At 52.0% G+C, this 14,225-nt stretch carries 12 protein-coding genes; 4 read left to right on the top strand and 8 right to left on the bottom strand.

Annotated elements, in window-relative coordinates:
- Window positions 1–198: 198 nt before the first annotated feature.
- The 3 genes from DEU53_RS12535 to DEU53_RS12525 all read left to right on the top strand — a co-directional run bounded on the left by DEU53_RS12535 (window position 199) and on the right by DEU53_RS12525 (window position 6,680).
- Window positions 199–2,403: an Ig-like domain-containing protein gene (locus DEU53_RS12535; RefSeq protein ID WP_110867303.1), complete on the top strand. Its 2,205-nt coding sequence runs from the start codon at window positions 199–201 to the stop codon at window positions 2,401–2,403.
- Between the two features lie 67 nt (window positions 2,404–2,470).
- Window positions 2,471–3,343, top strand: coding sequence for an OmpA family protein (locus DEU53_RS12530; RefSeq protein ID WP_110867302.1), 873 nt, complete (start codon window positions 2,471–2,473; stop codon window positions 3,341–3,343).
- A gap of 205 nt (window positions 3,344–3,548) precedes the next feature.
- Window positions 3,549–6,680: an Ig-like domain-containing protein gene (locus DEU53_RS12525; RefSeq protein ID WP_110867301.1), complete on the top strand. Its 3,132-nt coding sequence runs from the start codon at window positions 3,549–3,551 to the stop codon at window positions 6,678–6,680.
- An 84-nt stretch (window positions 6,681–6,764) separates the two neighbouring features.
- Here DEU53_RS12525 and DEU53_RS12520 read toward each other — a convergent pair whose 3' ends face one another.
- Complete coding sequence (locus tag DEU53_RS12520) at window positions 6,765–7,073, bottom strand: putative quinol monooxygenase (RefSeq protein WP_008103384.1); 309 nt, start codon at window positions 7,071–7,073, stop codon at window positions 6,765–6,767.
- A gap of 31 nt (window positions 7,074–7,104) precedes the next feature.
- A complete protein-coding gene (locus DEU53_RS12515; protein WP_110867300.1) occupies window positions 7,105–7,683 on the bottom strand; it encodes an NAD(P)H-dependent oxidoreductase in 579 nt (192 codons plus the stop codon).
- Between the two features lie 163 nt (window positions 7,684–7,846).
- Between DEU53_RS12515 and DEU53_RS12510 the strand changes: the two genes are divergently transcribed.
- On the top strand, window positions 7,847–8,611 hold the full coding sequence (locus DEU53_RS12510) for a transporter substrate-binding domain-containing protein (RefSeq protein ID WP_110867299.1): 765 nt from the start codon (window positions 7,847–7,849) through the stop codon (window positions 8,609–8,611).
- A gap of 138 nt (window positions 8,612–8,749) precedes the next feature.
- Here the strand turns inward: DEU53_RS12510 and DEU53_RS12505 are convergent, their stop codons facing one another.
- The 6 genes from DEU53_RS12505 to DEU53_RS12480 form a co-directional block, all read right to left on the bottom strand.
- Window positions 8,750–9,613 carry a ketose-bisphosphate aldolase gene (locus tag DEU53_RS12505; protein WP_110867298.1) on the bottom strand — a complete coding sequence of 288 codons (864 nt, stop codon included), beginning with the start codon at window positions 9,611–9,613 and terminating at the stop codon, window positions 8,750–8,752.
- A gap of 128 nt (window positions 9,614–9,741) precedes the next feature.
- Window positions 9,742–10,593, bottom strand: coding sequence for a class II fructose-bisphosphate aldolase (locus tag DEU53_RS12500; RefSeq protein ID WP_101763007.1), 852 nt, complete (start codon window positions 10,591–10,593; stop codon window positions 9,742–9,744).
- Between the two features lie 9 nt (window positions 10,594–10,602).
- A complete protein-coding gene (locus DEU53_RS12495; protein ID WP_101763008.1) occupies window positions 10,603–11,694 on the bottom strand; it encodes a PTS fructose transporter subunit IIC in 1,092 nt (363 codons plus the stop codon).
- A gap of 11 nt (window positions 11,695–11,705) precedes the next feature.
- Entirely contained in the window at window positions 11,706–12,020 is a 315-nt protein-coding gene (locus DEU53_RS12490; protein ID WP_101763009.1) for a PTS fructose transporter subunit IIB, read from the bottom strand.
- Between the two features lie 24 nt (window positions 12,021–12,044).
- Window positions 12,045–12,515, bottom strand: a complete 471-nt coding sequence (locus DEU53_RS12485; RefSeq protein WP_110867297.1) for a PTS sugar transporter subunit IIA — start codon at window positions 12,513–12,515, stop codon at window positions 12,045–12,047.
- 17 nt (window positions 12,516–12,532) lie between these two features.
- Window positions 12,533–14,095 carry a transcription antiterminator gene (locus DEU53_RS12480; RefSeq protein WP_101763010.1) on the bottom strand — a complete coding sequence of 521 codons (1,563 nt, stop codon included), beginning with the start codon at window positions 14,093–14,095 and terminating at the stop codon, window positions 12,533–12,535.
- Window positions 14,096–14,225: the final 130 nt, after the last annotated feature.

The raw sequence follows: 14,225 nt of genomic DNA, 5'->3' as shown, positions 1-14,225 counted from the left end.
TAGTTAATTAACTAATAACTTTTCTGTCAATGTTGGGAAATTTTTTCTTTCCTAACGGGACGTTTCTTATGTCTCGGAAATCTCTCTTTCCCGATTATGTCGCTCACTTTGAGCCCGCACAGGTGGGTTAAGCCAGGGAGATTGTTGCGCTTGTACGCAATCGCACAATCAAAATCTAATGTACGGAAGGGATTAAACATGAACGTTTCGCCCGTGAGTGTTGCGGTTATTGATAAAAAAACAATAACGAAAGCGGAAGCATTGCGTGTAGGTAAAGACGGTAAAGCTGCAAAAGTTCAGGCTATTACCAACGGCAAATATTTGCTGACCCAGGGTAATGACGGCGTTGCACCAGAAAACATTACCGTTAAGCGTGTCGGGAAAGATTTGCTGGTGATGCTGGAAGGATCCGACGCCAGCGAACCAGATCTGATTATCGAAGACTTTTTTGCTAAATCAGGTGCTTTAGTTGGTAAAGCTGAAGATGGCGCCATGCATGAATACGTCGCTACCGATGGTGATGCCGATCACGATGCTGCCGCATTGGCTGATGGCGAAACCACCGCATTAGCGCTTGGAGAGAGCACGGTTGATACCGATTCTGGTTTCATGCTGGCCTCAGGATTTGAATGGTCCCCGGCGTTGATCGCTTTAGGCGGATTGGCGGCTATCGCTGCGGCCGCCGGCCTGGGCTACGTGGCAGCCAAAGAGCAGTATCAGGATAAAAACGCTCACGAAAACGGCAGCAGCGATCAAAATGGTGGGGACAACGGGAAGGGCGGTGATGGCGGCGGTGATGGCGGCGGTAAAGGTGGCGGCGACAGCGGCGGCGGCAATGTAAACGTCCCGGTAGTTAACGGCCAGTATGACGACGTGGGCAGCATTACCGGATTGATCGCGAAAGGCGGCCGTACCGACGACACCACGCCGACACTGAACGGCACGGGCACCAAAGGGAATGTCATTGAAATTTGGGATGGCAGCACAAAAATTGGTGAAACCACGGTTGGTGAAAACGGCACGTGGTCCTTTACACCTGGTAAAGCATTGGGCGCCGGTAGCCACAGCATCACCACACGTGAACGCAATGAAAGTGGCGTAGTAGGCGATTCAAGCGAGGCCTGGAGCTTCGTTATCGATCTGACCGCCCCTGCCAAGGGCACCATTGGTAGCATGGTGGACGACAGCGTGAATCCGCCGAAAGAGATCGTTAAAGATGGCATCACCAAAGACAACACGCCGACGCTGGCGGGTAAAGCCGAAGCGGGCGCTACCGTTGAAATCTGGAAAGATGGCCAGTTGCTGGGCACTGCCAAAGTAGACAGCGAGGGTAACTGGACCTACACCAGCCCGACGCTGTCAGAGGGTAAACATGATTTCAGCATCGTCGTCGTGGATGAAGTCGGGAATAAATCGCTACCTTCCGAAGCCTGGATTATCGAGGTTGATACCGTAGCACCAGAAAATAAAGGCATTGGTGCCATCGCTGATGATGAAGGTAAGTTGATTGAAAATGGTGGCGAAACGCAAGACAGCACGCCAACCTTCTCTGGCATCGGTGAAAAAGGCGACATCATTAAAATCATTGATAACGGCCAGGTTATCGGCAGCACCGTTGTAGACGACGAAGGAAAGTGGCAATTCACCCCAGAAAAAGCCATTGGTAATGGCGATCACGAATTCCAGATTATTGAAATGGATCCAGCAGGTAATGAATCTGCGCCTTCAGAAAAAGTCATTATCGAAATTAACGATCCGAATAACCCTATTGATCCCGGCAAGGAAGTGATTCCGAATCCCGATGTACCGGTAACTGGCGCGGTTGACGACGTGTATCGTGATGAAATGTTGGATAACGGCGAAAAGTATTTCATCGGTAAACAGCCTATTGCTAACGGCGATGCGGTGAATGATTCAACGATTTTTGTGGGTGGCTCCGGCAACGCGGGCGATATTGTTTATATCTGGCTCAGTGGAAGCAATAACCATTATTACCTCTCCTCTGTCGTAGATGAGAACGGGAAGTGGAGTATCGCCACGCCAGAGTTATCTGATGATGTTTACAAGATTGAAGCGGCATTTAAAAATGCTGAGGGCGTAGTAACAGCCAAAACCGAAGCATTTGAAGTTGAGATCGACACGCTTCCACCAGAACCCATCGATCCGGGCGATCTCTTCCCAGATTTACTTAGCCATGTTGAATTATCTGAGCTGCTCTCGGCAAACGGTGACACGTTATTCAATGAAGCGCAGGAAGAATCTGCATTACTCAATAATATTGATGAAAGCATTTTGAGTAATATGATTTTTGATGCGGATATTAAGAGTTCTGCAGTGGACGGCGTAATGTCTCTCGATATTACAGCTTTGAAGGATTTAGATATTCATTATTTATCTGAATAATTATCACATCATTGCGATTAATAGAATAAAAACAGGCGTCGTCTGGCGCCTGTTTTCTGGAGTTATAATGAAACTTAAAAAATATGCTATTGCCACGGTGCTTGCGTCATTGTCCATCAGCGCAACTATCCAAGCGCAATCTAATTTTGGCAAAGCCTGGCAATCCATGCCTGCAGCGGCCTCAGAGCAAACCCGCATCGTTTATTATCGAGCTACAGACGATAATAATAATAAAGCAGCACACATCTATGTTGATGGCGAATTCCAAACGGCATTATTAACCGGTGGCTACACGGTGTTTTGCCTGAAACCGGGTGTACATTCATTGGGGAGCTATATCGATGATGCGCCGGGTTATCAGGGCAAGCAGCAACAGCCATGGCGCGATAATCTGGCGGCGGGCAAAACCTATTATATTATTGCCAGCCTTGACGGTTCTGGCCGTCCTCTGGTGATGGATAGCGAACAGGCACAGCAGCAATTAGTAGGAACACGTCAGCAAACTCACTTGCTTTCCCGCGCGTCAGCGGTGGTGCCGTGCCAGCCTGGAACTACACAGTCTTATGATAATTATGAGTTTTCATCGGATTTGTTGTTTAATTTTGGTAGTGCGAGCAGCGCCGATATCTCCGCTCAGGGTCACAGCGCCATTCAACAATTTGCGACCTTGTTGAAAAGCAAAAATAAAGCCGAACAGCGCATTATAGTCACCGGCTTTACCGATCCGATTGGGGAGGAGGAAAGCAACATCAAGTTAGGCCAACGCCGCGCGGATGCAATCAAGAAATTATTGGTTAATAACGGGCTCGCGAGCGAGCATATTCATTCGCAAAGTATGGGTGAAAGCCAGGTCACGGCGCAGTGCACCGGCTCCCTGAAGCAGCAAAAAGCATGCTATCAAGGCGAACGTCGTGTAATTATCAGTGTGGAGAATAAATAGTTTTATCACTTTCTTAAAATGAACCAATGGTCTGATTTTTTCAAATTTAGACCATTTTTTTCGGCCGCCGGTTTCTATTAGTGATTTCGTTAAAAGACCATTAATTAAGACATGTCCTGTGTTGGTTATTTCACTAACTGGTCGAGAATACTTGCGTTCCGGGAGGGAACCGGAACACGAATCTAAATATTAAAGGAATATTATCATGGCAAATAACAGCATTAACGCATTAAAAAAAGTGGACATTAAAACTATCACCGATAGTCAGTTTGGTTGGATAGGTCAAACGGTCGATCCTAAAGACGCCGGTGGTTATGTTGAAATTCTTATTGATGGTGTGATTTACAAAGCACCTATTGATGAAAACGCTAATTGGTCTTTCACACCGCCAGCGGGCTGGGACGAAGGCTCACATACCGTGCAGTTGATCACCGTCGATAAAGCAGGTAACCGCGCACCACCATTGTCCTTTATTGTAATTCTGGATACCCAAGCCCCAGAAGCGCCGGAAATCTGGCGTGTGGTGGACAACTCTGGCAGCAATAAAGGCAATTTGAATCCGGGCGAAATCACCGATGAACATAAGCCTGTCATTTCAGGCGTAGCGGAGCCGGGCGCGATTGTTTACCTGTATGACAACGGCGGAAAAGATCCGATTGCGTCAGTCAAAGCCAATAGCATGGGTGCATGGACCATTACTCCAGAATTGGCTGATGGCGAACATAGCCTGACCGTAGTGGCTAAAGATGCGGGTAAACACGAAAGCCCAGCCTCTGCGCCTTTCGTGGTCGTGGTTGAAGCGGGCGCGGTGGTGAAAGCCGAAGGCCCAACTTCAGAGTTACAGCAATCTGAAGAGTCAGTAATTGGCACGCATGATTTCGGCACATTTAAAAATGCCAATGAGGCCTATACAAGTAAAAGTTATATTGAGCAAGCGGGAACAATTAAGGACAAAAACGCCGAAATTCAAATCACGTTAAATAACGAAGTTTATATCATTCGTTCTGATTCAGAGGGTAAATATCATTTCAAATCTGAAGAGCTGCCAGATGGTATTTATTACTATCAGACGCGCGTTCGCGACAACGCTAATAACTGGGGACCAGCTACCACATTTATTATACATATTGAAGCTGAAACACCCGAAGCGCCGCAAATCCTGCGCGTGATTGACGATGTAGGGAATGTTGACCACTTAACTTCGGGTCAATACACCGACGATAAAAACCCAACGCTGTCTGGCGTGGCTAAACCAGGCTCGCTGGTCTTCATTTACGGTGCGGATTCAGCACCGATCGGCAGCGTGACAGCAGGTGGCGATGGTCGTTGGACCTTCACACCGGAACTGACCACGGATGACACCTATATCTTCAACGTGGCGTATCAGGATCGCTACGGTCGTATGAGTCCGAAATCAGACAACTTCATCCTGAAACTGGATGCTACTGCACCTGAAGCGCCTTCACTGGAAGGTGTTTACGATGACGTAGGCCGCGTAACCGGTGAGCTGAAATCAGGCGATACCACTGACGACACCACCCTGTCGCTGTCGGGTAAAGCGGATGCCGGTTCCATTGTACGTATCTGGGATGGTGAAAAAGTAGTTGCAACCGTTATTGCCAACTCACGTGGTGAATGGTCTTACGAACTGGATGTCGCCGAGGGCAAACATGCACTGCGCGTAGATTCCGTCTCCAAAGGTGGTGCTGCTTCTGCTCCATCAGAAGAGTTCATTGTGATTGTTGATACCCAAACGCTGCCTCCGGCACAGATCGAAGAGATCGTTGCCAACAACGGTGCAGAAGAGCGTCCGCTGGTAAGCGGTGATGCTACCAACGATGATACCCCAGTGCTGCGCGGTTCAGGTGAAGAGGGTGAAATTGTTTATGTTTACGATAAAGATAAAGTCATTGGTTCTGCTACCGTAGGCAAAGATGGCAAATGGGAAATCGAGCTTGATCCACTGGAAGAAGGTTCGCATGAGCTGAAGATCAAAATCGAAGATCCAAAAACCGGCAAAAGTTCAGACTTCTCAGATCCGGTCACCATCGTGGTGGATTTGACTGCACCTGAAAAACCGGTTGCTCCGGGCATTGTCGATAACACCGGTGATGAGCAGGGCGTCATCCAGCCAGGCACGCCAACCGACGAAACCCAGCCGGAGTTCACCGGTGGCGGTGCTACACCGGGCGACGTTGTGGAAATCATCATCATTGATAAAGACGGAAAAGAGCAGGTCATTGGTAGCGGCGTGGTCGACGAGAAAGGTGATTGGACCGTCACTCCAACCGATCCAATCGGTGATGGTGAGTACGACGTGGTGGTTGAAATTACCGATCCGGCGGGCAACACCTCCGATCGTTCCGATCCAATTGAACTGATTATCGATACCAAAATTCCGGTCGAAATCAAGGACTTCGAATTGTGGGATGACGTAGGTGCAATTACCGGTCAGATCCTCGATGGCGGCGTTACTGATGATAAATCGCCAACCGTGCGCGGTACCGGTGAAAACGGGTCTAAAGTCATTATCTATGATGGCGATAAGCAGATCGGTTCAGCAACCGTGGTTGATGGGAAATGGAGTTTTGATCTGCCTGCTCTGACGGAAGGTGCGCACAATATCCGCGTTCAACCTGTCAGCGCTTCAGGTGTGAAAGGCCCTATCAATGACGGCATCAACTTTGATGTGGATCTGACCGCGCCTCAGGCTGGTACATACACCGGTGGTACGTTCATTGACGTTGATGGCTATCCTCGTCCAATTGTTCCTGATATCAACGGTCAGGTCATGAAGCTGAACGGTACCGGTAAAGAAGATGGCACCGTGGTAGTGGTCTATGGCGATGCAGCGCGTACCGAAATTATTGGCAGCGCGGTGGTGACCAACGGCAAATGGACACTGGATACCAAAGAACTGGCTGAAGGTAGCTACCATATCTCCTTCGGTTACCGTGACGCGGCGGGTAATGAAGTGGCCGGTGAAGAATCGTTCGATGTGAACGTCGACGTTACACCACCAGAGCCTATCGATCCAGGCGACCTGTTCCCAGACTCATTCAACGAAGCGCTGATGAGCATGTCACTGACGGATATTCTGTCCATGAGCGATGACTCGTTATTCATCGACAACGGTAAAACGCAGTTGATGATTTCGGATTCTGCGCAGGAAGTGACCTTGCAAGACATCCTGCCGGAAGGTGAAGACGTGAATAACTGGAGCCAGGCAAATGGCACCGTAACCGTGGCAGGCGTTGAATATAACGTTTACCAGAACAACGGTGGCGATGCTGAAGTGATGGTTCCACAGCACCTGCTGCAGGAACAACAGCACTAATTTCTGATTAGCTGTTAAACAAAAGCCCCGATCGTAAGACCGGGGCTTTTTTATGCACGATATGTAACAACACAGTAAATTGACTTACTTAGCCGCTTCCAGCACCAGGATCTTCACATCAACCACTTCATCTTTAATCAACGCGCGATGTGCATCCATGTGTGGCATCTGCTGATGCTGCTCCAGATGACGCAGTGATTCCCACAGCTCCAGCATGAAAATGGAATCGGGTGAATTCTGTTTCCAAGGCACTTGCGCCTGATGATCAACTAATGCGTCATATTGATGACAGCCATCTTCTTCCAGCACGGTAGGAATCAGCTGGTTAATCGCATCCAAAACCACCTGGCGACGGCCCGGTTTGACACAAATCTCTGCAACGACGGTTAACATAGTGCTTCCTCTTTTCCCTGGGTGCTTACAGTTAAGCAAAGATCTGGCTGAGATGAGTCCGATAACGTTCAATATCGCGCGGCACGTCCGGCATTTTAATCACATCGTTACAGATAAAGGTCGGCAAACCTTCCATACCGAGGAACTGGTTGGCCTTGTGGAAGTGCAGATACAAACCGTCCACGCCCACGCCTTCAAAGAATTGCTCAGGATCGTTAAAGGCTTCCAGCGGCGCGTTCCAGGTCAATGACAGCATGTATTTCTTACCTTGAATCAGACCGCCGGAGCCGTATTTTTTACCGGCACCGCTGCGTGTGCGGCCATCGCTGGCATACAGTGAACCGTGACCTTCGGTGAAGACATCATCGATATACTTTTTTACTGTCCACGGCTCGCCCATCCACCAGCCGGGCATTTGATAGATCACCACATCGCTGTCGAGGTATTTCTGCACTTCTTCTGCCACGTTGTAGTCGCTGTCAGCAATCGTTACCTGCACCTGATGACCAAGATCGCGCAACTGGCTGGCTGCGACGTCAGTTAAGGTATGGTTCAGTTCGCCTTTCGAATGGGCGAAGGTTTTGCCACCATCGATAATTAAAAAGTTCATGTCATCCGCTCCGTTTCTCGTTAATGCCGCACACTCTACGCGCGCGCAGCAGCGAGAAAAATGCGTGATTGATCACAACACTTTTGCTAATAAAGCAATAATACGCAGGGTTATGAAACAATCCGTGAGCAAACCAACATCAACTCCCATAAAAGAAGAAAACATGAAAACCGCGATACTGAGTGCATTACTTATGGTGACGGGCGCTGCTCAGGCGCAATCCCACCTCGATGACATCCGCGCAAGCAAAACCTTAAAAGTCTGTACCACCGGTGATTACAAGCCATATAGCTATTTGCGCAGCGATGGCCAATACGAAGGATTGGATATCAGCATGGCGCAATCGCTGGCGGCAAGCCTGGGCGCAAAAGTGCAGTGGGTGCCAACCACATGGAAAACCCTGAGCGATGATTTTGTGGCCAAGCAGTGTGATATCGCATTGGGCGGCGTATCAGTCACCCTCAAGCGTCAGCAGATCGCCTGGTTTGCTCAGCCGCTCGGTGTTGATGGAAAAATTCCACTGGTGCGCTGTGCTGATAAAGCGAAATACCAGACGGTTGAACAGATTAACAAGGCGAGCGTGCGCGTGATCGAACCGGCGGGCGGCACCAACGAAGCCTTCGTGCACAGCCATCTGCCGCAGGCAACGCTGCAGCTGGCTGACAATGTGGGGATTTTCCAGCAGTTGGTGGATAACAAAGCGGACGTAATGATCACCGATGCGTCTGAAGCGCTGTTCCAGCAGCAGCATTATCCCACGCTGTGCGCCATCAATCCGGACAAACCGATGCAGTACGGCGAGAAGGCCTACATGATCCCGCGCGATGATATGAGCTGGAAGTTGTATGTCGATCAGTGGCTGCATCTCAGCACCGCCACCGGCGAATACGCGCAGATTGCTAAACAATGGTTGGGTGCGACTAAATAACAAAAGAGCGCGATAAATCGCGCCGCTACAAATATGTGCGCGTGGCTGATTACCATACTTAATATCTGCACATATCGTAGCGGCGCAATTTATTGCGCATTGCCGAGCACGTTGAAGATGCCAGGCTTACTACTTAACTCAGCGATACAAACTCGCCTTACCCAACCCGCCAAACAGATTCATTTTGTAGCGAATGACTTCCTTCGCCGCCGCAATGGCATCGGGATAAATCACATTCGGATCCCACCAGGTTTCGCGTGCCAGAATCTCGCGCAGCTTAGCGAAATAGGCGAACTTCATGTCGCTGGAAATATTGATTTTGCCCACGCCCAGCGTCACCGCTTCCGCGATCTCAGCATCCGGATTTGCTGAACCGCCGTGCAGCACCAGCGGAATAGTGGTGCGCTGCGCAATGTCTCTGAGGATATGCATCTGCAGCTCAGGCTTCATATCTTTCGGGTAGATGCCGTGCGCGGTGCCAATCGCTACCGCCAACGTATCCACACCGGTGCGCTGCACGAAATCCTCTGCCTGCGCCGGTTCGGTGTAGATCACTTTACTCACGCCGCCTTCCACTGAAGTGCCGGTATCGCCGATGGTGCCGAGTTCACCTTCCACCGAAACGCCCACCGCATGTGCCAGTTTCACCACTTCTCTGGTCAGCGCCACGTTCTCTTCATAAGGCAGCAATGAACCATCGATCATCACTGAGGTAAAGCCGCATTGAATAGCGCGCAGCACCTGAGCAATGGACGCACCGTGATCGAGGTGGATGGTGAACGGCACTTTGCTTTTCAGCGTGCGTTCGCGCACATAGCCAAAGAACTCATCAGTGACAAACTCCAGCTCGCTTGGATGGATGGAAATGATCGCCGGCGTATGGGTAGCTTCAGCTTCTTCAACTACCGCGCGGATAAAGCAGCTGTCGGCCACGTTAAAAGCGCCAATCGCGTAACGGTGTTCACGAGTCGGTGCCAACATCTCTTTCATTGAAATCAACATGTTAATATTTCCTCAGCGTGATGTTTACCGGAGCCGACGCATGCGCCGACCCGATAGTGGATATGAATGTGAAATTGATAATGCGACCTTGTGTCGCCATTCATGGCGAACACCAACCAACCTGATGGCTAAACCTTGCCCGCCGATCCCGACCAGCTTAGGTACTCCGCCACCACTTCGCGGCAGGCGGACTCCATCAGCCCAAGCACATCGGCTAACTCAGCGTGAGGATGCTGCTTCAAGGCCTGTTCCACCGCCATTTTTCCGGCATCAAACACCGCCGCGCCGACGTTGATCTTGGCAACGCCAAACTCACTAACGCGGCGAATATCCTCAGCGGGCGTGCCCGATCCGCCGTGCAGCGCCAGCGGTCGCGAAGAAACCGCCTGCAACTCCTGCAAGCGCTGAAAGTCGATCTTTGGCTTCACACCCGCCGGATAAAGCCCGTGCGCGGTGCCAACCGAGATCGCCAGCAGGTCGATATCGGTCTGTTCGATAAACGGCAGCACATCGGCCACCTGCGTCATCTTCACTGAGGCATCAGCCAGTTCGTAGGTTGGCGCATCGGCGATGTGTCCTAGCTCGCCCTCGACGCACACGCCGGCGGTATGCGCCATCTTCACCACGGCGGCGGTCTGGCGAATGTTCTCGGCCAGCGGCTCCGAGGAGGCGTCAATCATTAAGCCGGTAAAACCGGCGCGAAACGCCTGACCAATCAGCGGAAAGGCTTTGCCGTGATCGAGTGCCAGCGCCACCGGCACGCTGGCGGTCTCGGCCAGCGCACGCACTAACGGCACCGCGACAGCAGGCGGGAAGTGCGCGCTGTGTCCCTGATAAACATTGAGGATCAGCGGAGCGCGCTGCTGCTCGGCGGCCTGAATGGCGGCGCGCGCGGTTTCAAGGTTGAAACAGTTGATCGCTAACACCGCATAGCGCTGTTGGGCGGCGGCCTGAATCAGGTCGTTCATCATGGCAAACATGGTGGCTCCTTATTCCAGAGTGAATTTGATCTCTTCATCGCGGACGCCGGGGGCTTCCACGTCATCGAACTCTTCATCCGCCTGCGTCACCGGCTTTTTCAGTACCGACAGCATCACGCCGCACACCGTGGTGCCGATACCGAGTGCCAAACAGAACAGCCAGGGTTTGGTGAACAACGGCACCACAAACATGCCACCGTGCGGCACCGGTGCGCCGACGCCCCACACCATAATCAGCCCACCGGCGATGGCGGAGGCCACCACGCAGCTGCCGACCACGCGGAACAGGTCGCGCGCTGCAATCGGAATCACGCCTTCGGTAATCATGCAGATGCCCATCGGGAAGGCGGCTTTTAGCGCCTCTTTTTCCGCTTTGGTATATTTGTTGCGGCTCAGCAGATAAGAGAGCGTGATGCCGAACGGCGGAATCATTGAGCCGACAAACTTCACCGCTTCCGGTCCGTAAATGCCATCAACCAGCATGCCGTCGGCGAACAGCGACATGGTTTTATTCACCGGACCGCCGAAGTCGAAGGTGGCCATCGCGCCGAGGATCGCGCCCATTACAAATTTCGAACCGCCTTGCATCGACTCCAGTAGGGCAATCAGCGCCTTCTGCAGCCAGACAATCGGCTGGCCGATAAAGGTCATCATCAGCAGCCCGGCGATGATGGTGCTCAGCACCGGCAGCACCATAATCGGCATCAAGCCCTGCATCGATTTCGGCAACTTAATGGTGCGGCGCAGCAGCAGCACGGTGTAACCGACCAGGAAGCCACCGAAGATGCCGCCGATAAAGCCGGTGCCGATCTGCCCGCAGATAAAACCGACGATCAGGCCAGGCGCGAAGCCGGGACGATCGGCAATCGAGTAAGCAATCGCCGCGCTGATCAGCGGCACAATTAGCCCCATGCCCCAACCGCCGATCTGATTCAACATCCACGCGAGGGTGCCGGTCTGTTTGCCGACATCCGGCCCGCCGATCACCTGGCCGAGCGCGATGCAGATCCCGGCGGCGACGATCAGCGGGATCATCCACGAGATCCCGGTAAGCAAATGCCCTTTGATCTCCTGGCCGTACTGACGTTTGTTGTCACTCATGATGGATCTCCTCAGGCGCGCGCCAGTGAATCCGCCACTTTTTCGAGGAATTTTACCGGTGATTTGATCACTACTTCGGTTTTCACTCGCACAATGGGTTTGCCCTGAAAGCGCTCCTCGCCTTTGATCTTCACGTCAACGGCGAGGATCACCACGTCCGCAGCGGCGATATCTTGCTGCGTCAGCGCCGTTTCGGTGCCGATGGTGCCCTGAGTTTCAACGTGGATGGTGTGGCCCAGCGCGTGGGCCCCTTTAATCAGTTTTTCGCGCGCAATGTAGGTATGCGCGATGCCTGCCGTGCAGGCCGCTACACAGACGATATTCATGTGTCACCTCAGAGAGTTAGGGTGTTAACAGAGGTCGGTTTCGGCGTACTGACTAAACAGCCGGATGATATTGCTGGCATCGTTTTCCACCAGCAGTTGGGCTATCACCTCATCATCGGCCAGCGCACTGGCCACCTGCGACAACAGGCGAATATGGGTGGTGTTCTGATCTTCCAGTCGCACCGCGAACAGGATGATGCAGCGCACCTGGCTGCCATCGAGCGTTTCCCACGAAATGTCGTGTTGGGTGCGGCCGATGGCGAGCGTGGTTTGTTTCACCGCGGCGGATTTACCGTGCGGGATGGCGATATGATTTTCGAAGCCGGTGGAACCTTCAGCTTCCCGCAGCCAGACGTCTTCAATAAAGGCAGCGCGGTCGCTGATGGCGCCGTCGTGGTAGAGCAAATCGGTGAGCTCATGAATCGCTTGCTCTTTGGTGGTGGCGGTCAGCGCCAGGTTAACGCGGCGTGGCGTCAGAATGCGCGAAATATCCATGTTCAATCCTCATTCAATTAATGTTCAGCCAAAGCGCAGGAGGCGCCGTCGGGCAGCTGGCTGCCAATCATGGCGTCAGTCACCCGCCGAATATCGTCATCGTTAAAAAAGGCGCTGACATACACCGCCGGAACCGCTCCGGCGTTGAGGTGAATAGTAGTAATCACCAAATCCACCGTTTCTCGCTGGCAAAACTCCGCGTGATTACTGGCGGAAACCACGCCGACAATCTCCCAATCCGGGAAGGCGCGCAGAATGCGACTCTTCAAAAGGTGCGAGGTTCCCACGCCGCTGGAGCACACCACCAGAATGCGTTTGTGGGCGATTTGTCGCTCCAGCGCTGCCTGGAAATGCACGCACAGATAACCTATTTCGTCATCCGCCACCGATGAAAGTCCCTGGCTACGCGCGGTTAATTGCATCGCCTGTTGCGTTAATGAAAATATTTCCTTCATCTCCTGCTGAATATCCTCCAGCAGCGGATTACGAATGTGAATATGATATTTGAGTCGATTTAATAATGGCTTTATATGAACTAATAACCCTTCAAATAATAATCGGTCCTGCGCTAAGTCCTGCTGAATAAATGACGCGAAGCGATCGATTAATTCACAGGTTATTTTCACTGATTCAGCGGTGGAAAATTGATTATGCAGCGGGGCATTATCGCCACGCTCTTCCACCACAATGCCGGACGAGACAATATATTGATAAATAAAACCCACTTCATCGGCTGGCAATGCGCAGCACATGCGCTGTTCAATCTGCACCACCATGTTTTGGGCAATCTTCAGAATGCGCTGATCGAGATCCTGCGCGCTGGTCAGGGTTTCCAGCGCCAGCGCGTTACCTTGCGCCATGCGATGCATCATGATCAGAATATGGGTGCAGAGATTGAGGTACCACGCGTCGCCCAACGGATAACTCAGTTGCTGCTCCATCTGCTGCAGCAGCGCCTGCACAAAAGCCACATCCTCGTCGCCAAAATAGTGCACCAGCGCTTGCTGGCTGCCGGGATCGAGGCGTGGTAGCAGCGGCGTGCCGGCGACGTTCTGCTGCATCACATCATTGATCAGCGAAACCATCGCCTGGCGCAACGTCTGCTCATTGCCTTCGATGTGGGTGCCGCCGGGGCCGCGCTGCAGCACCAAACCCAGCGGCTGCAGCCACTCTTCGATCACCTTCAGGTCATTCACGATCGACGCATGACTGATAAAGTAGCGTTCCGACAATTTACTGATTGAAGTTGCGCGTGGCGCATCGCTCAGCAGCTGCGAGGCAATCTTCACCCGTCGGCTGTTGTGGCTCAGCGCATCCGAACTGCTTTCGTCGCCGTTAAGCTGCTGCTCCAGTTGCAGACGCTGCTGCAGATCGTCTACCCGCAGACGTATGCCGCGTCCCGGCATTTTTTCCAGCTGCAGCGACCAGTCGCGAAGCCAACTCTCCAGCCATTGCAAATCACGCTGGATGGTTTTCTCCGACACGCCAAGCTGTAAAGCTAATTCTTTTGTCGGCTGCGGTGCGGCATGATGCAGCAGCAATTTTACTAATCGGTGTTGTCGCGAAGTCAGTATTTGCATTCGTTCACCCTTATTTTGGCAAAACGTTTATGGCTAATTGGTGGTTATATTTATTCCATGCCAGAAATCAGACGCGCAAAAATGTGGGGCTTGTGGAGTATGAATTTAGGAGAGTAATCACTAAGCAACA

Source organism: Pantoea sp. AG1095, assembly GCF_003208415.1.
In the GTDB taxonomy this organism is placed as follows: Bacteria; Pseudomonadota; Gammaproteobacteria; order Enterobacterales; family Enterobacteriaceae; genus Pantoea; species Pantoea leporis.
The sequence above is the reverse complement of the archived record's forward strand: the minus strand, read 5'-3'. Positions and strand labels throughout refer to the sequence as shown.

Excerpts from the sequence above, each read along its gene's own strand:
- DEU53_RS12535 (WP_110867303.1), top strand. The coding sequence starts at position 199 with ATGAACGTTTCGCCCGTGAGTGTTGCGGTTATTGATAAAAAAACAATA.
- DEU53_RS12530 (WP_110867302.1), top strand. The coding sequence starts at position 2,471 with ATGAAACTTAAAAAATATGCTATTGCCACGGTGCTTGCGTCATTGTCC.
- DEU53_RS12525 (WP_110867301.1), top strand. The coding sequence starts at position 3,549 with ATGGCAAATAACAGCATTAACGCATTAAAAAAAGTGGACATTAAAACT.
- DEU53_RS12520 (WP_008103384.1), bottom strand. The coding sequence starts at position 7,073 with ATGTTAACCGTCGTTGCAGAGATTTGTGTCAAACCGGGCCGTCGCCAG.
- DEU53_RS12515 (WP_110867300.1), bottom strand. The coding sequence starts at position 7,683 with ATGAACTTTTTAATTATCGATGGTGGCAAAACCTTCGCCCATTCGAAA.
- DEU53_RS12510 (WP_110867299.1), top strand. The coding sequence starts at position 7,847 with ATGAAAACCGCGATACTGAGTGCATTACTTATGGTGACGGGCGCTGCT.
- DEU53_RS12505 (WP_110867298.1), bottom strand. The coding sequence starts at position 9,613 with ATGTTGATTTCAATGAAAGAGATGTTGGCACCGACTCGTGAACACCGT.
- DEU53_RS12500 (WP_101763007.1), bottom strand. The coding sequence starts at position 10,593 with ATGTTTGCCATGATGAACGACCTGATTCAGGCCGCCGCCCAACAGCGC.
- DEU53_RS12495 (WP_101763008.1), bottom strand. The coding sequence starts at position 11,694 with ATGAGTGACAACAAACGTCAGTACGGCCAGGAGATCAAAGGGCATTTG.
- DEU53_RS12490 (WP_101763009.1), bottom strand. The coding sequence starts at position 12,020 with ATGAATATCGTCTGTGTAGCGGCCTGCACGGCAGGCATCGCGCATACC.
- DEU53_RS12485 (WP_110867297.1), bottom strand. The coding sequence starts at position 12,515 with ATGGATATTTCGCGCATTCTGACGCCACGCCGCGTTAACCTGGCGCTG.
- DEU53_RS12480 (WP_101763010.1), bottom strand. The coding sequence starts at position 14,095 with ATGCAAATACTGACTTCGCGACAACACCGATTAGTAAAATTGCTGCTG.